This is a genomic window from Bacterioplanoides sp. SCSIO 12839 (genome assembly GCF_024397975.1).
Classification (GTDB): domain Bacteria; phylum Pseudomonadota; class Gammaproteobacteria; order Pseudomonadales; family Oceanobacteraceae; genus Bacterioplanoides.
Map to the genome: position 1 here is coordinate 3,354,522 of NZ_CP073745.1, position 24,271 is coordinate 3,378,792.

At 47.8% G+C, this 24,271-nt stretch carries 15 protein-coding genes; 3 read left to right on the forward strand and 12 right to left on the reverse strand.

The genetic code is table 11. The features are described from left to right. Positions 1–144: 144 nt before the first annotated feature. From KFF03_RS15265 to KFF03_RS15315, 11 genes are all read right to left on the reverse strand, one after another. Positions 145–3,147 (reverse strand): Ig-like domain-containing protein, encoded by a 3,003-nt coding sequence (locus KFF03_RS15265; protein ID WP_255857777.1) that lies wholly within the window; start codon positions 3,145–3,147, stop codon positions 145–147. A 187-nt stretch (positions 3,148–3,334) separates the two neighbouring features. Further along, the gene (locus tag KFF03_RS15270; protein WP_255857778.1) at positions 3,335–4,768 is read right to left on the reverse strand and encodes an FAD-dependent oxidoreductase; all 1,434 of its coding nucleotides are present in this window, start codon (positions 4,766–4,768) and stop codon (positions 3,335–3,337) included. Positions 4,769–4,816: 48 nt separating this feature from the next. Beyond that, positions 4,817–9,265, reverse strand: a complete 4,449-nt coding sequence (gltB, locus tag KFF03_RS15275; RefSeq protein WP_255857779.1) for a glutamate synthase large subunit — start codon at positions 9,263–9,265, stop codon at positions 4,817–4,819. 163 nt (positions 9,266–9,428) lie between these two features. Continuing rightward, a complete protein-coding gene (locus KFF03_RS15280; protein ID WP_255857780.1) occupies positions 9,429–10,928 on the reverse strand; it encodes an SPOR domain-containing protein in 1,500 nt (499 codons plus the stop codon). Between the two features lie 35 nt (positions 10,929–10,963). Next, entirely contained in the window at positions 10,964–12,055 is a 1,092-nt protein-coding gene (gene aroB, locus KFF03_RS15285; RefSeq protein WP_255857781.1) for a 3-dehydroquinate synthase, read from the reverse strand. Positions 12,056–12,070: 15 nt separating this feature from the next. After that, positions 12,071–12,580: a shikimate kinase AroK gene (gene aroK / locus KFF03_RS15290; protein ID WP_255857782.1), complete on the reverse strand. Its 510-nt coding sequence runs from the start codon at positions 12,578–12,580 to the stop codon at positions 12,071–12,073. A gap of 4 nt (positions 12,581–12,584) precedes the next feature. Beyond that, positions 12,585–14,690 carry a type IV pilus secretin PilQ gene (gene pilQ / locus KFF03_RS15295; RefSeq protein WP_255857783.1) on the reverse strand — a complete coding sequence of 702 codons (2,106 nt, stop codon included), beginning with the start codon at positions 14,688–14,690 and terminating at the stop codon, positions 12,585–12,587. A gap of 2 nt (positions 14,691–14,692) precedes the next feature. Then, on the reverse strand, positions 14,693–15,232 hold the full coding sequence (locus tag KFF03_RS15300; protein ID WP_255857784.1) for a pilus assembly protein PilP: 540 nt from the start codon (positions 15,230–15,232) through the stop codon (positions 14,693–14,695). Between the two features lies 1 nt (position 15,233). Further along, positions 15,234–15,881: a type 4a pilus biogenesis protein PilO gene (locus KFF03_RS15305; protein ID WP_255857785.1), complete on the reverse strand. Its 648-nt coding sequence runs from the start codon at positions 15,879–15,881 to the stop codon at positions 15,234–15,236. Then, positions 15,878–16,432 (reverse strand): PilN domain-containing protein, encoded by a 555-nt coding sequence (locus KFF03_RS15310; protein ID WP_255857786.1) that lies wholly within the window; start codon positions 16,430–16,432, stop codon positions 15,878–15,880. The genes KFF03_RS15305 and KFF03_RS15310 overlap by 4 nt, the downstream gene beginning before the upstream one ends. Next, positions 16,432–17,493 (reverse strand): pilus assembly protein PilM, encoded by a 1,062-nt coding sequence (locus tag KFF03_RS15315; protein ID WP_255860940.1) that lies wholly within the window; start codon positions 17,491–17,493, stop codon positions 16,432–16,434. The genes KFF03_RS15310 and KFF03_RS15315 overlap by 1 nt, the downstream gene beginning before the upstream one ends. 234 nt (positions 17,494–17,727) lie before the next feature. On the opposite strand from KFF03_RS15315, the gene KFF03_RS15320 reads away from it, so the two are divergent. Continuing rightward, the gene (locus tag KFF03_RS15320; protein ID WP_255857787.1) at positions 17,728–20,205 is read left to right on the forward strand and encodes a penicillin-binding protein 1A; all 2,478 of its coding nucleotides are present in this window, start codon (positions 17,728–17,730) and stop codon (positions 20,203–20,205) included. Between the two features lie 117 nt (positions 20,206–20,322). Here the strand turns inward: KFF03_RS15320 and KFF03_RS15325 are convergent, their stop codons facing one another. Further along, positions 20,323–21,726 (reverse strand): FAD-binding oxidoreductase, encoded by a 1,404-nt coding sequence (locus KFF03_RS15325; protein ID WP_255857788.1) that lies wholly within the window; start codon positions 21,724–21,726, stop codon positions 20,323–20,325. Between the two features lie 282 nt (positions 21,727–22,008). On the opposite strand from KFF03_RS15325, the gene serA reads away from it, so the two are divergent. Together serA and KFF03_RS15335 are read left to right on the forward strand one after the other, a co-directional pair. Next, a complete protein-coding gene (gene serA, locus KFF03_RS15330; protein WP_255857789.1) occupies positions 22,009–23,238 on the forward strand; it encodes a phosphoglycerate dehydrogenase in 1,230 nt (409 codons plus the stop codon). Between the two features lie 178 nt (positions 23,239–23,416). Beyond that, the gene (locus tag KFF03_RS15335; RefSeq protein WP_255857790.1) at positions 23,417–24,223 is read left to right on the forward strand and encodes a flagellin; all 807 of its coding nucleotides are present in this window, start codon (positions 23,417–23,419) and stop codon (positions 24,221–24,223) included. The last annotated feature ends 48 nt before the right edge of the window (positions 24,224–24,271 follow it).

Genomic DNA, 24,271 nt, shown 5'->3' on the forward strand with positions numbered 1-24,271 from the left:
CAACCGTCAATCCTTTGGAATAAGCGTAGCTGAGTTTTGGAGTTTTATGACAACAGAAAATTGGACGAAACAACATTACGCAAAATGCCAAACCACCTGAGACGGTGATTTGGCATCTATTTGAACGTAATGAATCGCGAAGAGTTATGGCACAGACACAGCTGTATCAATACGGGTTTGGCCGCCTTCATAATTTGCAGTGCTGGTCAGAATAAAACTGGTATCCGCGTTTTTAGTCACAGTAATCGGATAGACAAAAGCACCTGAGCGAATATCACCAACCGGGAAATCACCATCAGCTGCTGCAGCTGTTGTTCTTGTACCAACAGCAACAACAGCATCACTTGTTTCTGTTGCGGTAAAGTCAGAAGGTGAAGCAAGCAGAACAGGGGCTGTATTCGTTGCATCTTCAACTACCGCCCAAAGCTCTGGAGCACTGCCATCTGCCGTAAGTGCTGAACCCTCGTATTCAGAAAACTCTTCACCTAACTCAGGCACACCATCACCGTCGTCAGCATTACCAGAACGGTAAAGCAAACGAATTGTTGGTGGACTCAAACGAATCTCCAGAGAACCCCGGACGCTTACAGCACCTAACGTTACTGCGGTCTCCAGAGGACCTAAATCAGTTGGATCATCCAAAGTTATCGTCATGGTGTATAAAGCACCACGATTCACAGGGAAGCCATTGGGGTCATTAGTTTCATTCAAATAACCAATGCTATTAGGTACTACTCCAGAATCACCATTAACCTTGTAACCATCGGCAGAAAAAGCGGCCGTAGTGCCAGAAGCTGGAATATTCCCGTTAGAATCCTGCAACAAGACCGTCACTGTATCCAGATATGTCACACCATTAGTCAGTTCAATATGGCTATAGCCCACTTCATTATTACGAACGAAGTAGCGGATGCTCGGCGCAGAAATAGCATTAGACTGAACTAAACGCGTTGAGGCGCGAACATTCATTTGACTCGCACAATGGCCAGCAGCTTTTGCACTAGCAGCACAAGCAACGCCTTGATAAGTCACTGGTGCATTGTTGTAGGCGTTATTATTATTAAAATCTGCAAAAAATTCGACAGGAGCACCGCTAGTTCCATTATCAATGGAGCCATTGGTATTGTCGTCCCTAAACGCTTCTGCAAATGTGTCAAATGGCTCACCAACCTCGAATAAGCCATTACCATTACTATCATTAAAGCTACCTTCACCCTGGGTATAAGCCAGGATAGTGGTCATACCAAATACCGTTGATGAATCAAATGCATTCACTTCGTTGACTCTCTGCAAAGCAGCCGCATGCCGTCCTGGACGATCACCACTACTACTCCAGTTCACAGTGCACTCACCTGCCTGTATTGAGCAGCTAGAGCCAATAGAACCGCTTTCAGCCGTGAAATTAATCACCGTTCCATCAGGAACCCGGTTGTTAAATTGATCAGCAGCAAAAACAGTAACTGTCACATCCGCTCCATTAATATCACCAGCACCTGGATTCAAGATATTTACTGAGACGTCAAAACTATCCTGATCAGGATAACCCGTAGTAATGGAGATAGGTAAGGAGTTGGTCTCAAGCTCCACTCCGGTGGACGTTGTTGTTGTTGCTTTGACGCTAACAATCGCATGCTCGGTCCCTGTATTAACGATAGCTTCAGCCTTACCTTCCGAGTCTGTGATATCGGAGTTACTCGTTAAGTTAAGACCACCGACTGTCGCACTAAGCTCAAAATCAACGGATTGATTAGAAATCGGATTACCATTACGGTCAGTGACAATAAAGCTAACAACAGACTGACCTGGAAGCGCGGGATTACCAACCCCTCTCATGGATAGCAGCTGTTCAGAAATTTCGTTGAAATTAATTGCACCAACTTCTGCTGAGTTAACAGTAACGCTGCCCGATGCAGTTGCTAATGCTCTTGAGCGATCAATCTCCCCACCAGATACATCGTATAAAGTTACGGTAATCTGGTCACTGCCTTCGCAACCATCCGCAGTATAGGCAAATCGAGCTTCACCTTGAGAAATAATTTTTTCTTCTTCAGGAAACGTCACTAATGGTGGTAATTCCTGAAAACAGGTACTGGAAATAACCAAACCGTAAGCTTTATTCGAAACCAGCGCATCTGAATTATTACCGTCAACAACGGAAACCTCGACTACTGCTGTACCACCGGCAGATAAAGTCGACGGAGATACAAGCAAGCTGCCTTGGTTAAAACCCGGAGATCCAGAGCCGTTACCAATTTTGGGGGCAACACCCAATTCAACAGCAATGTTTTTATTTGAGCTAGCAAGAGTGACTGAAGGGTTTGACCGTTCATACAAACGTAATCCGATAACGTTATCATTATTCAGACAATCTGCATTGGTAATATCACTGCTATAGCGAGTTCGGATTTCATCTTCAAGCGACTGCTTCTCCAAAGTGAAGGAACCCGCACTACAATCAGAACTCCACTCAACCTCATAATCACTGCTATCCAATGCAGCATTATTGTCTAATGGGTTTACGGCGGTAGCAGTCAACTCGACAGATTCTGAACCTGATATTGTATTCAAACCTCCAATCTGGCCATCAACAAAATCAGCTCCACTACCGTTACCCAATTTAGGTAATGCGGTATTAATAACTAACGTTGCTGTTGCCAGGGCATTATCTACGACCGATGTATCTGCCCCTCCCTGAAATAAGCGAGCGGTAATTGTGTCACCGTTTGCACAATTAATGTTTTGATAGGTTGTCGTTAAAGTACCTGTCGAAGAAGTCGCATTGGCGATACTAAATGATGCTTGATTTGATGAGCTGCATTGTGAAGTGAAGGTATACTGATAAATAGAACTCAAAGCAGCATTGGCTTGGTTGCTATCAACACCGTTAACAGTAATTTCTAGGCTACTGCCAGCAACAACCGAAAAGGATCCCGCGCTAATAGCACCGGATACAAACTGAGCTCCGATACCGCTGCCTAAGTCAGGATCAACAGTTGCTGGACTCGAACCGTCGCCATTATCTGATCCGCCATCACTACCAGCGCCATTCCCTGAACTACCGACAACATCATCGCCGCCACCACCACCACCGCAAGCAGCTAAGAACAACGTTAATAACGGAATGGCTATCGCCGTGGGCTTAAACATACGCAATCGCTCCATCTGAGGTTTATCCCGACCAGTATCTTGTAACTTGCTAGCATAGCACTGACCAGCAACCTGTTAATACTATTTAGTTCACAAGCTTGAACAAAAAAAGCGCGTAAGTGCCTGAACACCGACGCGCTTTTCTACTCAGCAAAGCTTAAGGATAACTCCTCAGGCCTCTCGCTATTTATACATCCAGGTAATCCAGAATACCTTCGGCTGCCTGACGACCTTCCCAGATGGCCGTAACCACAAGATCAGAACCACGTACCATATCACCACCGGCAAACACTTTTGGATTCGTGGTTTGGAATTTAAATTCCTGTTCTTCTGGTGCAACAACCCCTTTCCAACTGTTCAGTTCAATACCGAAGTCTTTGAACCAAGGTGCTGGGCTAGGCTGGAAACCAAAGGCAACCAGAACGGCGTCTGCGGCAATGATTTCTTCTGAACCTTCCACCACTTGAGGACGGCGGCGGCCATTTTCATCGGGTTCGCCCAGCTCAGTAGTAACCACCTTAATACCTTCAACCTTATCATCACCAACAATGGCAACAGGCTGACGGTTAAACATAAAGTTAACGCCTTCTTCGCGGGCATTCTGAACTTCACGTACCGAACCCGGCATATTCGCTTCGTCACGGCGGTAAGCACACGTCACTTTATCGGCACCTTGACGGATCGAAGTACGGTTACAGTCCATCGCAGTGTCACCACCACCTAAAACGACAACCTTTTTACCTTTCATGTCGATAAAGTCAGCGGCGTCTTTTTCAAAGCCCAGATTACGATTAACGTTGGCAATCAGGAAATCTAATGCATCGTGTACACCCGGAAGATCTTCACCCGGGAAGCCACCTTTCATATAGTTGTAGGTACCCATGCCTAAGAATACGGCATCGAATTCATCAATGATGCTCTGGAAGTCGACGTCTTTACCCACTTCAGTGTTCAGACGGAATTCCACACCCATGCCTTCAAACACTTCGCGACGGTTAGACATCACGCTCTTTTCCAGTTTGAACTCCGGAATACCAAAGGTCAGCAGACCGCCAATTTCCGGGTACTTATCGAAGACCACTGGAGTCACACCATTACGCACCAGAATATCAGCCGCACCTAAGCCCGCCGGGCCTGCACCAATAATGGCAACACGCTTACCAGTTGGCACAACCTTGCTCATGTCCGGACGCCAGCCCATAGCAAACGCCGTATCGGTGATGTACTTTTCGACATTACCGATAGTTACCGCACCAAAACCATCGTTCAGGGTACAGGAACCTTCACACAGGCGATCTTGCGGACAAACACGACCACACACTTCTGGCAACGTGTTGGTCTGATGGCTCAGCTCAACCGCTTCCATAATATTGCCTTCACTGGCCAGTTTCAGCCAGTTAGGAATAAAGTTGTGAACCGGACATTTCCATTCACAGTACGGGTTACCACATGCCAGACAACGGTGTGCCTGGTCGGTTACCTGCTCCTGCTGGAACGGCTCGTAAATCTCAACAAACTGCGCTTTACGCGTTGCTACCGATTTTTTGGATGGGTCCTGACGACCCACCTCAACAAACTGAAAGTTATTATTCAGACGATTGTTGTTTAAACCTTGCGACATCTTGAACCTCTCTCTCTCGTCCTGACCGCTTCTCTCTTATGTGTCCGCTTATTCAGGACGAGCACGGGTGTTGTTCAGCAATTGTTGTAAGTCAGCGGCTTTTGGCTTAACCAGCCAGAACTTACCGATAAAGCCATCGAAGTCATCAAGAATTTCCTGACCCCAGGCGCTGCCGGTTTCTGCAACAAACTCACGAATCACGCCACGTAAATGGTTGCGGTGCGCTTCAGTTTCTTCGTTAGCGATGCGATGAATGTCCACCAGCTCGTGGTTGTACTTATCGACAAAGCTGTTATCGCGATCGTAAACGTAAGCAAAACCACCGGTCATACCTGCGCCGAAGTTGTAGCCGGTTTCACCCAGCACACACACCAAACCACCAGTCATGTATTCACAACAGTGGTCACCGGCGCCTTCAACAACCGCATGAGCACCCGAGTTACGCACGCCAAAACGTTCACCCGCACGGCCAGCTGCCAGCAGCTTACCGCCGGTTGCGCCGTATAAGCAGGTATTACCTACAATAGATGTGTCATTAGTACGGAACTCAGACCCTTTTGGTGGGTGAATCACCAGCTTGCCGCCAGTCATGCCTTTACCAACGTAATCGTTGGCATCGCCTTCCAGCACCATTTCCAGGCCACCGGCATTCCAAACACCAAACGACTGACCAGCAATACCGGTCAGGTTCAGGCGAACTGGCTTATCCGCCATGCCCTGGTTGCCGTGACGCTTAGCGATCTCACCCGACAGGCGAGCACCCACAGAACGATCACAGTTAGTGATGTGGAAGCTGAATTCACCGCCCGCTTTGGTTTCGATTGCGGATAGTGTTTCTTCGACCATGCGCTCAGCCAGCAGGCCTTCATCGTATGGACGGTTGCGGTCTACCTGGCAGGTATGCGGCTTATCCGCTGGAATCAGGTCATTGCTCAGAATTGGCGTCAGATCCAGATTGCGCTGTTTCTGAGTGCTGCCTTCCAGTACTTCCAGTAAGTCAGTACGACCCACCAGTTCTTCCAGTGAGCGAACACCAATAGAGGCCATCCAACCGCGGATTTCTTCGGCTACAAAGCGGAAGTAGTTTTTCACCATATCAGCGGTGCCAATATAGTGCTTGTCGCGCAGATTATCGTTCTGAGTCGCAACACCGGTCGCACAGTTGTTCAGGTGACAGATACGCAGGTATTTACAACCTACCGCAACCATCGGCAAGGTACCAAAACCGAAAGACTCTGCACCCAGAATCGCAGCCTTCACAACGTCCAGACCAGACTTCAGACCACCGTCAGTTTGCACACGCACGTTACCACGCAGATCATTACCACGCAGGGCCTGATGCGCTTCAGACAAGCCAAGCTCCCAAGGAGAACCCGCATATTTAATCGAGGTCAGTGGAGAAGCTGCAGTACCACCGTCATAACCAGAAATGGTAATCAGATCAGCGTAGGCTTTAGCTACACCCGCGGCGATGGTACCAACACCCGGCTCAGATACCAGTTTCACCGATACCAATGCTTGTGGATTTACCTGCTTCAAATCGTAAATCAGCTGAGCCAAATCTTCGATTGAATAAATATCGTGATGCGGTGGCGGTGAAATCAGAGTCACACCCGGCACCGAATAACGCAGCGTAGCGATCAGGTCGTTAACCTTACCACCTGGCAGCTGACCACCTTCACCCGGCTTAGCGCCCTGCGCCACTTTAATCTGCAGCACTTCAGCGCTGGATAGATAGTGCGGAGTCACACCAAAACGGCCAGAGGCGATTTGTTTGATCTTAGAGTTACGAGCCGTGCCATAACGCAGCGGATCTTCACCACCTTCACCGGAGTTAGAGCGACCACCCAGTTCGTTCATCGCTTCAGCTAATGCTTCGTGAGCTTCTGGAGACAGAGCACCCAGTGACATAGCAGCGGTATCGAAACGTGGGAAAATTTTCTCAGCAGGCTCTACCTCAGAGATATCAATGCCAGCCACATCTTTACGCAGAGACAGCAAGTCACGGATAGTCGCTGTTGGACGCTCGTTAACCAGTTCAGCAAAACGGTCGTAGGCTGCCTGACTATTGGTTTGTACCGCTTCCTGAATGTTCTTGATCACATCCGGGTTGTACGCGTGATATTCACCACCGTGTACGTATTTCAGCAGACCGCCTTGCTCCAGCTTCTTACGCTTTTTCCAGGCAACACTTTTGATAATGCCCAGATCATCTTCAAAGTCGCTGAACTCAGCACCTTCAATACGGCTGGTCACACCGCAGAAACACAGATCAACAATTTCTTTGCTCAAGCCCACCGCTTCAAACAGCTGAGAGCCACGGTAAGAAGCAATGGTGGAGATACCCATCTTAGACAGGATCTTCAGCAAGCCTTTACGGATCGCTTTACGGAAGTTCTGATGCGACTTCAGCGGATCGCCCAACAGTTCGTTGGTGCGATGTAAATCGGTTAATACATCGTACGCCAACCACGGATATACCGCGGTAGCGCCGAAGCCCAACAGTACCGCAAACTGGTGTGCGTCACGTGCAGCACCGGTTTCAACCACGATATTACCGTTAGTACGTAAACCGGTTTGTGCCAGACGGTGATGAACCGCACCGGTCGCCATCGGCGCCGGGATCAGCATTTGATTTTCATTGACCTCGCGGTCAGACAAAATCAGTACCACGTTACCATCACGCACCGCTTGCTCAGCTTTATCGGCCAGATCCACAATTGCCTGCTTAAGGCCAACCGCCGGATCAAACGCCATACTCAGCTTGATGTTCTTAAATGCATCGCTGTTATTGCTGGTTAAACCAACAAACTTCAGCGGAGACAGTACTGGCGAGGTCAGAATGATACGATTCGCGTGATCAGCACTTTCTTCAAAAACGTTTTTCTCACCACCAATACAGGTTTCCAGCGACATCACGATAGACTCACGCAGTGGGTCAATCGGTGGGTTGGTCACCTGGGCAAATTGTTGACGGAAGTAATCCGCAACATGGCGCACACGCTGGGATAAAACCGCCATCGGCGTGTCATCACCCATAGAGCCTGTTGCTTCCTGACCACCTTCAGCCATAGGACGCAGAACCTGATCACGCTCTTCATTAGTAATCAGATGCAATTTCTGGTGAGTGTTCAGCTCATCGCCGGTCATATCGTCCAGGCCAGCATGCTTCAGATACAGCGAGCTTTCCAGACGCACAGCATTTTCTTTCAGCCATTTTTTATAAGGCTGAGCTTGCTTCAGAGCGTTATCAATATCTTCAGTGTGCAGCAGCTTGCCTTCCTGAGTATCGATCGCCAGCATTTGACCTGGGCCAACACGTCCTTTAGCCACAACGTCTTCTGGCTTGTAATCATAAGTACCAATCTCAGAAGCAACGGTAATGAAGTTATTCTTGGTGATTACCCAACGCGAAGGACGCAAGCCGTTACGGTCAAGGCCACAGACAGCATAACGACCATCCGTGATGACCAGGCCAGCCGGACCATCCCACGGCTCCATATGCATGGAGTTGTACTCGTAAAAAGCGCGCAGATCGGCATCCATGGTTTCGACATTCTGCCAGGCTGGCGGAATCATCATACGAACAGCACGGAACAGGTTCATACCACCAGTCGCCAGCAGTTCCAGCATGTTATCCATGGAAGAGGAGTCAGAACCGGTCGTGTTAACGATTGGTGTCAGGTCTTGCAGATTCGGTAATAACTCAGTATTGAACTGACTGGCACGGGCGTTCGCCCAGTTACGGTTACCTTGAATCGTGTTAATTTCACCGTTGTGCGCCAACATACGGAATGGTTGAGCTAACGGCCAGCGCGGCATGGTGTTGGTAGAGAAACGCTGGTGGAATACACAAATTGCCGTTTCCAGGCGCTCGTCACCCAGATCCAGATAGAAATTCGGCAGGTCAACCGGCATCATCAGACCTTTATACGACAGCACTTTTTCAGACAGGCTGGCAATATAGAAGTCGGCATATTCCGCTAATGCTTTTTCAGCAAAACGACGGGCGTAGAACAACTTAACCGCAAGCTCTTGTTCACTTAATGCTTCTGCTGGGGCAATAAAAATCTGCTCAAACCGAGGCAAACAATCAATCGCCATTGGGCCCAGACAATCATTGCTGGTTGGCACCGTGCGCCAACCCAGAACGGTCAGCCCCTGATCTTTAATGGCTTGTTCAACAGCGGCTTTTTGTTTCTCAAAAATGGCCTGGTCCAGGTCCATAAACAGCATACCAACCGCATATCGGGTTGGCAGTGTAATACCAGCTTCCTGGGTTACCGAACGCAGGAATGAATCCGGTTTTTGCAGCAACAAACCACAACCATCACCGGTTTTACCATCCGCAGCGATGCCGCCACGGTGTGTCATGCACGTTAAGGATTCGATCGCTGTCGTCAGCAGCTCGTGGCTTGGTTGGCCTTCTAAATGTGCCAACAATCCAAAACCACAGTTGTCCTTAAAGTCGCCTGGGGTGTACAGACCAGTTCTCATAGAACAGCTCTCATCAGTAAAAAAAACGATTTAAATCAAGGGCTTACACAGCCTAAGCGCTCAAAAAATGAGCAGCATCGAGACAAAAGGACGCTCATTCTACACATCAGAGCGCCTCGCCACAAATTTGGGTGGGAATTGACTAAGTTTCGATCAGGTAAAATTACTGACGATCACTAAGTATTTTTTTGACCATTTGGACATCTTTTATCCACGGAGCCTGGTCACGCAGAGACTTAGGCATGGATTTCACAGCGCGCGTCGCTTCAGCCCTGCCAGAGTATACCCCGGCAACAACAACATGCCATGGCTTACCCTTATAGCTGCTACGGTAAGTATACAGCTGATTACTCAGCCTCGACTGCCATTGCGAAACAAAATCTTTGGCACCGGCTTCACTATGAAATCCGGATAACTGAATCACATAGCCGTCAGCATTCATAAGAATTTGCTCATCAGACGAATAAACAACCGCCTTGCTTGCTGCTGGCACCTCAGATACAAGGGATTTAGTTTCTGCTGGTTGCTCAACGACTGGCTTAGCTGCTTCAGCGGCACTTGGCGGCACCTCAGCCTCTGCTTGATAATTAAAATCTGTATCACCAGCAACATTGGCATTGGAGCTTAGAACTTGTGTCTCAGGTACTTCATGAATTACCGCGACCTGCGGCGCTGCCAGCTCCGTTTTTTCGTTATCGGCAAATATCGGTTCATCCAACCCGGTAAGTTCTTCCGGTTGTGTTGTGGCATCCGCCCATTTATCCGCTAAACCACTCGAAGCTGGCAGCTGTGCAGAATCTAGTTGTTCAGGGGCAAGTAGAGCAGAATCATCCGAACCTTCGGGAGACTGATAGAGAAAAGACATCCCCAAAACCGAAGCAACTACAGCCACAGCTACGATATGCAGAACTGGGAATTTACTTTTCACAGAAGTATCAGACTGCTCTCCGGACAACAACTGGTCTTCAAGTGCTTTCAGGAACATCCCCGGCAGGCCACCAGAGCGAGAATAGGCAAATTGCAATTGTGAATCTTTCAGAGCCCCCTGATCAAAGGTCTGCTCTGCCAGAGAGATAGCAGAATCGTAATCCAATGGCTCTAATTGCAAAATGTGCACTGGTGCCTGAGTCGGACTTTCTCGCAAACCCGTCTCGTAGCCAGATGCCCCAAACAAAGCAAATGACAATGCTTGCGGAGCTAATAAAGCCAGGTGTGCAATTTCGTTGAGAGTATCGACTTCCAGCTGCTCAGCCTGATCGATGATAACCAGCAAAGAATAACCTTCCTGCTGGCGCGCAGCAGCTGCAGTTAAAACAGCATCTTTTGCTTCAACCAGGTTTTCTGATAACTGTGGCAAATCCCAGCTCATTGCAATTTGTTGCAATACAACTAATGAAGTCGTAGTCAGATCCGCTTGTAAAAACAGCGTATCCTCTGGCGTCTCCCGATGAGCAGACAACGCATTTGCTAGTGTCGTTTTACCAACACCCGTTAAACCAGTAACTGCGATCAACAGTTCGCTGTAAGAAGCAAGGTGAGATAAAAGCTCGAGATTTTTCTGCTGTTGCGGCAGAAGTTTAAGCATAGGTTGCGAGAATACTTCCGAAGAAAGAAGCTGTTCATGGCCCTTCTCGGACTCCAGCACATTTAGTTCAGTATCCATAATTCCCCCAACACACAGCTCACCATTGATGTGTACTATAACTGACCAAGCATTTCTCCAGCACTCAGTGTTTGATTCAGCAAGTCAGAAGGCACATCAGAAGTAATATAAGCTTCTCCAATCGTCTTCAACAGTACCAGACGAATACGACCATCCAAAACCTTCTTATCGACTTGCATACGCGAGGTATAGTCAATGATTGACATATCCACAGGACCAACAACCGGCAACTTCGCTTCAATTAACAACTGTCGTAATTCCGATACTTCCTGCGTGCTGATATCCCCCATGCGACAACCAAGATCAGCCGCCATCAACATACCGGCTCCAACCGCCTCTCCATGCAGCCAGTTACCATAGCCCTGGTGCGCCTCAATCGCATGGCCAAACGTATGGCCCAGATTCAGAATCGCACGAATTCCTGACTCTGTTTCATCCTGCGCCACAACATCGGCTTTATCCTGACAAGAGCGCTCAATAGCATAGGCCAGTGCTTTTGAATCACACTGCATTAACAAGGAAGTATTTTCCTGCAACCAACCATAGAAAGAAGAATCACAGATAAGACCATACTTAATGACTTCCGCCACACCAGCAGACAGTTCACGCTCTGGCAGAGTGGTTAACGTCCTGGTATCGGCAATCACACACTGCGGCTGATGAAACGCGCCGATCATGTTTTTACCCAGTGGGTGATTAACCCCTGTTTTACCGCCAACGGAAGAGTCCACCTGAGATAACAGTGTCGTTGGCACCTGAATAAAGTTAACACCGCGTTGATAAGAAGCCGCTGCAAATCCAGTCATATCACCAACAACACCTCCGCCCAATGCAATCAGAGTTGTTGTTCTGTTATGTTGCTTTTCCAACAAGGTATCAAAGATCTGATTCAGGGTTTCAAGGTTTTTATATTGCTCACCATCCGGCAATACAACCACATCAACCTGAAAGTCTGTTAATGCTGACTTTACTTGTTCAAGATACAAAGGTGCGACCGTTGTATTAGTTACAATAAGAGCCTGTTTACCTTTGATATAAGGTGTGTACAAAGACGAATCAGAGAGCAGGCCAGAGCCAATAAAAATAGGGTAACTGCGATCACCCAAATCAACGGTTAAGGTATTCATTTCTTTAACTTTCAATTAACTCAGGCGTTTTTTTAACTCATTAACAACCCACTTAGGGTTGCGCTGATCAGTCTCAATGACAATATCAGCAATACTTCGATACAAGGGATCCCTGACAGCAAATAAATCACGCAATACTTGCTCTGGATTCTCCTGTTGCAATAAAGGGCGATTGCGGTCTTTAGCAGTGCGGGCTAGCTGCTGATCAACAGAGGTGCACAAATATACAACGGTACCGCGAGCAGCTAAATGTTTACGATTTTGCTCTCGCATAACTGCGCCACCACCCGTCGCAAGCACAACACTATCGAGCTGCGTAAGCTCGTCAATAGCGTGTTCTTCGCGCTCGCGAAAGCCAGCCTCGCCTTCCATATCAAAAATCCAGGGAATATTAGCGCCACAACGCTCTTCAATTACCTTGTCTGAATCATGAAAGTCGCACTGAAGCTCAGCCGAGAGTAATCGGCCAATGGTGCTTTTACCAGCACCCATCGGCCCAACAAGAAAAACAGAATGAAACTTCATAGAGTTAACGGCTGGTCAGGCTATCCTTTACCAGGCGAGGAGTGATAAATACCAGCAATTCTGATTTCTCAGAAGAGAAATTGTTGTACCGGAACAAAGCACCAATCAAAGGCAAGTCACCTAAGAAAGGAGTTTTTCTGATCGTTTTAATTTCTTCTGAACGGAAAATCCCACCCAGAACAACCGTCTCACCATTATCAACCAGCACCTGTGTTTCTACCGCATTGGTATCAATCGCTGGACCGTTAATCGTTGTTTCACCGATTGAATCCTGATTAATGATAAGATCCATAATAATTCGATCGTCCGGAGTAATTTGCGGTGTAACCTCAAGTTTCAAAACAGCTGAACGGAAAGAAATACTAACAGCACCACTCGAACTGGCTTCACGATACGGAATTTCAGTACCTGACTCGATAATAGCTTTTTGACCATCAGAGGTAATAACGCGAGGCTGAGAAACAATCTCGCCGTTACCTTCGGTTTCAATAGCTGCCAGCTCAAGGTTTAATAGATAATCAGCAGTTTGATAGCCCAAGGCTAATGAAGGCGCACCTACATTTTCAACGATACCAAAATCAACTACGTTTGCCTGAGGGAACGAAATCGTTTGGTCACTGCTACCGTCTGTAGCACGATCAAATAAAATCTGATTCGCTTCAGTGACAGTCTGAGTGCTGCCACCGACAGTTTGCCAGTTGCTACCGTTATTCTTATAGCCAGCACCACCCCATTGAATACCCATCTCCTCACCGACATCGGTATTTGCAATCACGATGCGAGCTTCAATCAGCACCTGACGAACTGGCACGTCGAGCAAGACTAACGCTTCTCTGACTCTTTCCAGATTACTGGCTGTGTCTTTCATTAAAAGTGTGTTGGTACGCTCATCAACAACAGCTGTACCTCGAGCGGATAACAAGCCCTCTTCTGAAGTCAGCAGCACAGCAAGATCAGATGCCTTTGCATAATTGAGCTGCATATACTCAGTTACTAATGGTGCCAGCTCTTCAACTTGCTTGACTGCTTCGAGTTCGATTTTTTCGCGTGCAGCAATTTCTTCCGCCGGAGCAATCAATAAAACTGAGCCCATCTGACGCTTACCCAACGCTTTGGTTTTCAAAACTAAATCCAAGGCCTGATCCCATGGAACATTTTGCAAACGCAGAGTTATGCTTCCCTGAACCGTATCGGAAGCAACGAGGTTTAACCCAGTGAAGTCTGCAATTAACTGTAAAACTGCACGAACTTCGATATTCTGGAAATTAAGCGAGAGCTTTTCACCCGTAAATGGAAATTGTTTTTTACGCTCCTCAACATCTTCTTCCGGCAATTCAGATACATTGATCGAAAGGAGGTTATCAGCTTGATAAGCTAGATATTCAATATCATCAACAACAGGGTCGATAGTTAGTATGGTTTTACCATCTTCGTATTTGGCATCAACATAACGAACAGGTGTTGCAAAATCAGTGACGTCCAAACGACGCTGCAACGCATCAGGCAGCCTTACATTTTCTAATTCAGCAATAATTTTACCGCCTTCGCGACGGATATTCGCTGCGGCACGGTCGTCACTCAGCATAATCTGAACTTGACCATCACCCAACTCCCCACGGCGAAAATCAACATTAACAACCTTCATTTCACCCTTAGATGCGGGAGAATCTACAGCTAAAGAATCAGCTCGTTCAGAAAAGCGCTCAGGTGCTCCTGTTGAACCCACACTTAAAATTAATGTATTCCCATTTACACGGGTGGAGTAGTCAACCAAGGTAACAAGATTAACAACCAAACGAGTTCGATCCTTAGTTGGAAGAATCATGGCACTGCGGGCATTACCGGTTCCGATTTGGTGTTTTTTAGCTTTAAGAGCGCTACCCGCCCCCATCAAATCAAGGGAAATACGAGCCGGCTTTTCAATGGTGTAACCTTTAGCTTCAGGCGGTGCCCCATCAAACTCCAACTCAATTTCTGTCACATCTCCAGGAAGAGATGCAAAGCGTATATCTTTTAATTCAGCCGCCCAGGATGGGAGTGCAATTGAGAAAAACAGCGCCATTACTGCAATAGTTTTCATGGTCTTACCGGCAACCTTTGTAATCATCATAATCAGCCTTCTCCAATACCATCCAGAGCTAAAGTTCTTGGTCGCTCTAACCAACCACCCAATCCATCAGGAACAATTTCTATTACATTCAAGCGGTTTTCCTGTATAGAAACAACTCGCCCATGGTTTTGCCCAAGGTATTGCCCTTCACGAATCCTTACCACTCCGCCATCACCATCCCGAACTAAGGCCCACAATGTATTATCAACTCCCTGCATTGTGCCAACCATGCCCAAATCACCAAAAGAGAATTGCTCAAGGTGCTCTTTAGGACGGTCAAAATCCGGAGAGACATTATCCTGCTCTTGAGGTATTACAATATCGGTATCAAGGATAACAGGAAGGTCAAAAGGTGAACGCAATCCAGCAGCACTGTAATTAAAGAATTCATAGGGCTTAAAAACAGGAATAGGGCTAATACGTCCGCGCGGTTGAGTAAGCGTATCTGAAACAAAAGACTTCAAGTCAGAAACATCGCCCGAGCCAGTACAACCAACCAAGAATGAAACAACAGCCAAGCTGCCTGCAAATCGCAGCATCATATCAGCGCCCCTCCTCATCACTGCTGTATTGGTAGGTTTTAGCCATTATCTGCATGGTTAAACGACTATTATCTTTTTCTTTTATGATTTTAAAATCATGAAGCGTCACAATCCTGGGCAACGAAGCCACGGCAGAAACAAAGGCTCCCATTTCGTGATATCCGCCTTCCACTTCAATCTCGATTGGAAGTTCATTATAAAACTCCGTGCTAGTCAGGGTCTGCGGATCAATACCATTCAATGTAAGGCCCGCCCCCAGAGCTGCAGAGCTGATGTCATCAATCAACCCAGGCACTTCTGTTTCCCGAGGAAGCTGCTTTAAAAGAGAACCAAAGCTCTCTTCCATTTCAACCATCTGATTTTTATAGGCCTCCAGATTCGCGCCTCGGAATGCTTTCTTTTCAAAATCTTTTTTGAGCTGCTCTTCTTTTGCAGTTGCAGAAGACAGAGCAGTACGCATATCTGCAATCAGGAAGATATTCCCTGCTACCAGCAAAGCAATAAACACAAGGGCCGCAAAGAATACTTTACCAGGAAGAGGCCACCCTCCCATGTTATCCCATTGGATATTATTGATATCATCAAGCTCAATGCCCTCTACCTTTTCTTTCAGAGCATTCCAATCAATTTTTTTCAAATCCGCCATCATTCACCCTCCTCATCTTGCTTAGGGTTAACGCGGGCCATCGTAATTTCAAAGACGTTAACACCGGTCGATTCAGCCTGTACTTTCAACAGTACAGGATTGGTAAACCAGTCAGATCGATCGAGGTTACGCATGACAGCAGCGACACGATTATTGGACTTAGCAACGCCTGATAGTGATATTTGCTCTCCCTTGACTGACAAATCCGTGAAGTACAAATCATCTGGAACCGAACGCGCTAATTCATCAAAAATCCGAACAATAACCGGGCGATTACCCTGCAGTGCCTGAATGAGTTCCATACGCTCAATCAGCTCCTTACGAGTATCCTGCAGTGTACGAATTTCATCAATTTTAGCGTCAAGCACTTTCGCTTCTTTTTCCAGATAGGCATTACGGATGCCCTGAGCATTTGTTGCATCCTGATAATAACCATAGACCAGGTAAAGCAAGAAACCCGCGAACAAAGCAACCGCAACCAGAGCAGTATGATAGTCCTTATTTCTCTGCTCTCGGCGCTCTTCACGCCAAGGGAGTAAGTTAATATTAGCCATCAGTCAAAACTCCTCATTGCCAAACCACAAGCAATCATCAGTGAAGGAGCATCGTTAGCCAGAAGGCTGGCATTCACTTTTTGCGATAAGGTCATATTCATAAAGGGGTTAGCAATTAAAGTCGCAACGCCTAAATCCTCTTCAACATTTTCAGCTAACAAAGGAATGGCAGAAGTTCCACCTGCGAGAACGACAAAATCAACGTCATTGAACTGACTTGATGAATAGAAAAATTGCAGCGAGCGGCTTACCTGCTGAACCACCGCTTTGCGAAATGGCTCCAAGACTTCACTTTCATAGTCATCAGGAAGGTCACCATCGAGCTTGGAACGTGTCGCTTCTTCTTCAGACAAGCCATAACGCCGCATAATATCTTCTGTCAGCTGACGACCGCCAAACAACTGCTCTCGCGTGTAAATCGACTTTCCTTCATGCAGGACACTCAAGGTTGTCATAGTGGCACCGATATCAAGTACAGCAACGGTCTCAATATCATCACCGTCTAACTGGCCTTGTAATAACTCAAAGGCACGTTCAGTACAAAACGCCTCAACGTCAACCACGCCCGCTTCGAGATCAGCGTATTCAACCGCATCTTTGCGACGCTCTACAGTTTCAGAACGACAAGCCGCTAAAAGGATATCAACAGAGTCAGGAACCTGATCAGACTCACCCTGAACTTCCCAGTCCAGTGCAACTTCTTCAAGCGGGTAAGGAATATATTGATCAGCTTCAGCGCGAATCTGCAGATCCATTTCATCATCACTGAGCTTTGAACTCATCTGAACCGTTTTAGTGATAACAGCAGAACCCGCGACGGCAATAGCAGCACGCTTAGCGGATGTACGGGAACGTCCAACAGCCTTACGAATAGCCTCACCAACAGCCTCATCATTACTGATTGCCTGTTCAACAATTGCATTTGGTGGTAATGGTTCAGAGGCATAAGCTTCGACCTGATATCGGCCATTATTATGACTTAGCTCAAGTACCTTGACTGATGTGGAACTGATATCCACCCCGATCAGTGCTTTGCTCTTCTTATTAAACAGGCTGGCCAGCACGACAAAATCCCCGCAATTTCGCGAACTTGCGCGCGCAAGCTCACTCAGATCCTATAGAGTTAAAATCATTATAAGCACAATCCTATTAAAAGGACAAAAAACCCTTATAATGCTCCAGCCCGCATAATAGCTGGCTTTTCACGGAAATTGACATTCTTTTTTATGCACAAGTCACACCCTGTACTTTTTTTCTTATTTTGGCTGATTCTGTCCGGTGCCGCCGGAACAGGCATGGTCTCGTTTGGCATTTATCTTTATCTGGCCCCCACCCTGCCAGATGCGGAGCAATTGCGGCAAATTGATTTGCAAACGCCGCTCAGGGTTTACAGCGAAGATGGCCGCCTGATCAGTGAATTTGGCGAAAAGCGCCGTACCCCTATTCGCTTTGACCAAGTCCCGCCTGAATTCATTGACGCCTTACTGGCATCAGAAGACGATGGTTTCTTTGAACATGGTGGAGTCGACTTTAAAGGCCTGACACGGGCCGTCATTGAACTGATTCGAACCGGAAGAAAAAAATCAGGCGGTAGTACTATTACCATGCAGGTGGCGAAGAACTATTACCTCTCAAGTGAAAAAACGTTTACCCGAAAATTCACTGAGATCCTGCTGGCACTGAAAATTGAAAAAGCACTGACCAAAGAAGAAATTCTTGAGTTATACATCAACAAAATCTACCTCGGCAAACGAGCCTACGGCATCGAAGCGGCCGCGCAAGTGTATTATGGTAAATCCATTAATGAGCTGACCCTGCCACAACTGGCAATGATTGCCGGGCTGCCACAAGCGCCATCGGCAGCGAATCCAATCAACAACCCAGAGCGGGCCAAAAGCCGTCGTAATTATGTATTGGCACGCATGCGCACCCTGGACAAAATATCTCAGGAGCAGTTCACACTAGCTGCCAGCGCCCCTATTACTGCGCGTTATCATGGTTTGATTTCTGAAGTAAGCGCCCCCTATGCAGCAGAGATGGTACGTCTGGATATGCTGCAACGGTTTGGCCGCGATATCTACACCGCCGGGTACAAGGTCACAACCTCAATCAATGCATCACGCCAATTAGCTGCCAATGAAGCCTTACAGCGCGGGTTATTAAAATACGACCGTGATCATGGATGGCGTGTTAATACTGAAAATCTTGAGCTTGCAGAGCCGGTTTCATTAACTGTGTCTGAAGAGCAACCACTGCTAACTGAGTGGTTCCAACAAGCCGATAACACGTTTGATCTCGACTGGCCTGCCACCCTTGAACAGTGGCAAACACGTCTTAACCGCAATCCGGATAATGGTTTGCTTACTGCGGCGATTGTTACTCAGGTCAACGAAGCCGGTGCATGGGTTCTCATGCAGCAGCACGAACACTGGATTCCATTCTCTCAAATGATTTGGGCCAAACCCTACATCACGGTGGATGTCATCGGCAAAGCTCCCAGCTCAGCTAAAGAAATTCTGCAGCAAGGCCAGGTCATTTGGCTGGAGCAAACTGAACAAGGCTTCCGGCTGGCACAAAGGCCCGAAGCCGAAGGCTCATTGGTTTCACTTCGCCCGGAAGATGGTGCGATTCAGGCACTGGTCGGTGGTTTCTCAGCAGCCAGCAATGAGTTTAACCGGGCAATTCAGGCAGACCGTCAACCAGGCTCGGCGTTTAAGCCGTTTGTCTATAGTGCAGCTCTGGCCAACGGTTTCACACCAGCGAGCATTATCAATGATGCGCCGGTTGTGTTTGAAGATGCCAGCCTGGAAAACACCTGGCGACCACAAAACCACAGCGGTAAGTTCTATGGCCCTACTCGCCTGCGCGAAGCGTTATACAAATCTCAGAATCTGGTATCCATTCGTATCCTGAAACAAATGGGGCCACGTAAGGCCATTAATTACATTACTCCATTTGGCTTTCCCGAAGAAAAGTTGAATAAAGATTTATCACTGGCATTAGGAGCCTCAGCCGTCACACCGATGGAATTGGCGACAGGTTATGCCGCATTAGCCAATGGCGGGTTTGCGGTTGAACCCTACTTAATCAGCTCTATCGAAGACAATCAGGGCAATATTCTTTATCAGGCAGATCCCAAAGTTGCCTGCCGAGAATGTAACAACGAAGCGGATTCAAACGATGAAACAATCAGTGAACTGGAGAAACAACTCCAGGCCTCTTTAACACTGAACCTGGATACCTCCGAGACAATCCAGCCAACCAATCTTGCTCCCGAAGTAATGGATGCGCAAACCCACTTCCTGATGGTCAGCATGCTGCAGGATGTGGTGCGCCGTGGTACAGGCAAACGAGCACTCGCCTTGAAGCGCAATGACCTGGCGGGTAAAACCGGCACCACCAACGATCAGAAAGACGCCTGGTTTTCTGGCTTTAACCGCGACTTAGTCACAACCGTTTGGGTTGGCTTCGATCAACCCCGCACTCTGGGCAAATGGGCCTATGGCAGCAATACAGCATTGCCTATCTGGGTCGACTACATGAAGGTCGCTCTGGACGGCGTGGAACAGCGTCCATTCCAGCAACCGGAAGGTATTGTCAGCGTCCGTATCGATGCCGAAACCGGATTATTAGCAACCCCAGGACAAGACAATGCTATTTTCGAATATTTTCGCGAGCAGAATATCCCTGAGCAGCCGGTAAAAACTTCTCCAGCGTTTAGCCCTGATGAATCCAGCAGTGATGAAGAGTTAACCCCAGAGCAGCTGTTCTGATATCGAAACCAACGAAACGCTAAGCAGCCACAATAAACAACAGATCCAAACGACAACCACAAACAAAAAAGGCGCCTGATTGAACAATCAGACGCCTTTTTTGGTCATGCCGAGCGATCACACATCCAATAACTTGCCTGGATTCATCACATTATTTGGATCAAATGCCAGCTTAACCGCTTTCATATAGGCCATTTCAGCGGCAGAGCGGGTGTATTCCAGATATGGCTTTTTGGTCATACCTACACCATGCTCCGCTGAGACTGAACCCTGATATTTTTCGACAATTTCAAATACCCAGGTCGATACTTTCGCACATTTTTCGAAGAACTCTTCTTTTGCCAGACCTTCCGGCTTCAGAATATTCAGATGCAGATTGCCGTCGCCGATATGACCGAACCAGATAATCTCAAAGTCCGGATATTCGCGGGTAACCACTTCGTCGATGTCGCGCAGGAATGGCGGCACTTTCGATACGACTACTGAGATATCGTTTTTGTACGGCGTCCATTCTGAAATGGTTTCTGAAATATCTTCACGCAGACGCCACAGATTCGCCGCCTGAGTTTCCGACTGGCTGATCACACCATCAACCACCCAACCTTGCTCAACACATTGTTCGAACATGGTCATCGCCTGATCCATATCGGCATCGGTCAGAGATTCAAATTCAATCAGCGCATAGAAGTCTGTGCTGGTCTCAAACGGCGCAGGCACATCACCGCGTGCCAGAACCTTCTGCATGGCTTTATCGGAGAAGAACTCAAACGCCGTCAGATCCATGCTCGACTGGAACTGGCTTAACACGTTCATCACGTTATCCAGCTCAGGGATACCCAGCACCAGCACCGTTAGATTCTTTGGCTGACGGGTCAGACGCATGGTCGCTTCGGTCACAAAACCCAGGGTGCCTTCACCACCAATAAATAACTGGCGCATGTCGTAACCCGTATTGTTTTTCATCAGGTCTTTGTTCAGCTCAAGGACGTCACCTTTACCAGTAACGACCGTCAGGCCTGCGACCCAATCACGGGTCATACCCCACTTGATTACCTTGATGCCACCGGCATTGGTGGAGATATTGCCACCAATCTGGCTGGAGCCTGCTGATGCAAAGTCCACCGGATAAAACAGCTCATTGTCTTCGGCGAAGGTTTGCAGCTGCTCAGTGATCACACCGGCGCCACACTTAACTGTGCGGTCGGTGGCGTTAAAATCAGTGATCTGATTCATGTAGTCGAACGCTACTACGATTTCACCGTTCGCCGCCACGGCACCGGCACTTAAACCAGTACGACCACCGGACGGCACCAGTGCCAGCTGATGTTCATTGGCCAGCTTAACCACCTGCTGAACCTGCTCCGTGGTTTTAGGGAACACAATTGCGGTTGGTTTTGGTGGATAAATCTTGGTCCAGTCCTTACCAAAGGTTTCCAGTGAGTCGGCGTCGATACGCACTTTGTCATCACCAACGATGGCAGATAATTGTTCTATCAGGGCTTCCTGGGTCAGAGCGGTCATGATTTCGTCCAGCTAAATGAATCAAATTCACCTCAAGTTGAAGAATCTTCGCGACTATTTCGCCGCCAACAACGACTTTGAGGCTCACTTTATGGGCAGCGTATGCTAGCATACGCGCCTTATTTTTCAGAGTGATTTCAACTCTGAAGCCCGAAGCAGAGCTGACCAGTTGGACAACTTCATGCATATTGCTTCCGGCCACTGGTGTGATGTCACTACCCGAATTCCCACACCAGGCAAACGACTGAATTCGTTTATTACTGACTGTAAATAGGTACCACCATGACTCAAACGTCTCTCGACAAAAGCAAGATCAAGCTTCTCTTGTTAGAAGGTGTTCACCAGTCCGCGTTAGATACTCTGAACGCCGCCGGTTACACCAATATCGAGTACCTGAAAACCTCGCTGCCAGACGATGAACTGAAAGAGCGCATCAAAGACGCCCACTTCATTGGTATTCGTTCCCGCACCCAGCTGACCGAAGAAATCTTCGCGGCTGCTGAGAAGCTGATTGCGGTTGGCTGTTTCTGCATTGGCACCAACCAGGTTGACCTGAAAGCTGCGACCAAGCGTGGTATCGCAGTATTTAACGCACCGTATTCCAACACTCGTTCTGTTGCTGAACTGTCTATTGCTGAAATCATCATGCTGATGCGTGGTGTGCCAGCGAAAAACGCCGAATGTCATCGTGGTGGCTGGAGCAAGTCTGCGGTTAACTCTTACGAAATCCGTGGCAAAAAGCTGGGTATCGTCGGTTACGGCAGCATTGGTACTCAGCTGTCTGTAATGGCAGAAAGCCTGGGTATGGAAGTGTACTTCTACGACGTAGTCACCAAGCTGCCAATTGGTAACGCCACTCAGGTTGGTTCTCTGAACGAGCTGCTGAACATCGCTGACGTTGTTTCCCTGCACGTACCGGAAACCGCTGCGACTAAGTGGATGATGGGCACAGAACAGTTCGAGCAAATGAAGCAAGGTTCTATTCTGCTGAACGCTTCCCGTGGCACCGTGGTTGATATCGATGCACTGGCCGATGCCGTTCGCAGCAAAAAACTGCTGGGTGCTGCCATCGACGTATTCCCGGTTGAGCCACGCTCTAACGACGAAGAGTTCGTTACCCCACTGCGTGAGTTCGATAACGTTATCCTGACTCCACATGTTGGTGGTTCCACCATGGAAGCTCAGGAGAATATCGGTAAAGAAGTGGGTGAGAAGCTGGCTCAATACAGCGATAACGGCACCACCACTTCTTCTGTGAACTTCCCCGAAGTGGCTCTGCCATCTAACCCAGACGTTCACCGTATTCTGCACATCCACAACAACGTGCCTGGCGTAATGAATGCCATCAACAGCATTTTCGCTGAAAACAACATCAACATCTCAGGCCAATACCTGCAGACCGTTGAAGAAGTTGGCTACGTGGTAATTGATGTTGCTGCAGATGCTTCCGAACTGGCACTGGAAAAAATCAAAACGGTTGAAGGTACTATCCGCGCCCGCGTGTTGTACTAATTAAGCGGTATTGATCAATCCGTTGATTTTCAGCTAATCAAAAAGCCATGCACTTGCATGGCTTTTTTGGTCTTTGGCCTCAGCAACTGTCATTTGTAACCCCTGACATTCTGTTACTTAACCCGCTCTTCTCTGTTTCATACTATTAAGCTTCAGCTAACTCTGCTGGAGGCTTTTGATGAACACCATTAATTCTGGCGCTGCCAGCAGCCTGATTAACCGCAACAGCTCAGTGCAATCATCTCAGCAACAGATTGCTTCAGGCCGTCGTATCAATTCAGCAGCCGATGACGCAGCAGGATTGGCTATTGCCACCCGTCTTTCCAGCCAGATTAATGGCAATCAACAAGCGCAACAAAATGCAGTAAACGCGCAATCTTTCATTCAAACCGAGTCGGGCGCTTTAGAGGGCATCAACGCAGGCATCCAGCGCCTTCAGGAGCTGGCGGTACAACAAGGCAATGGTATTTTGAATGATTCAGATCGCCGAGCCTTGGCTTCAGAAGCACAACAAATTACCGAGCAAATCCGGCAAACCACGGAACAAAGCCAGTTTAATGGCCAAAACGTATTTCAAGCGGAGAACAACGCTACTGCGTTTGAATTTCAGGTAGGTGAAGACGCGGGTGATAATCTGTCATTAAGCCCGAACACCTTGGCCGATGAGCTTAACCAAACACTTTCAGAATTAGACTTTGCCAATGGTGACAGCGCTGAATTATTAAACGACCTAGCTGGGTTACAGGGCCAGATAACAGAACGACAAACCGAATTAGGCGCAGTGAGCAATCGTCTGGATTCCACACTCAACAACCTGACGCAAAGTAATGAAAACTCACAAGCTGCCCGCAGCCGTATTGAAGATGCCGATCTAGCCACTTCGGTATCGGAGCTGATCAAAGGCCAGATTCAGCAACAGGCTCAGATTGCGACACAACTGCAAGCCAACGCCAGTGCCGAGAATGTATTGAGGTTACTTTCTTAGCCCCATTAAAAAGCCCCGTAAAAACAGGGCTGTTTAATTCAACAATGT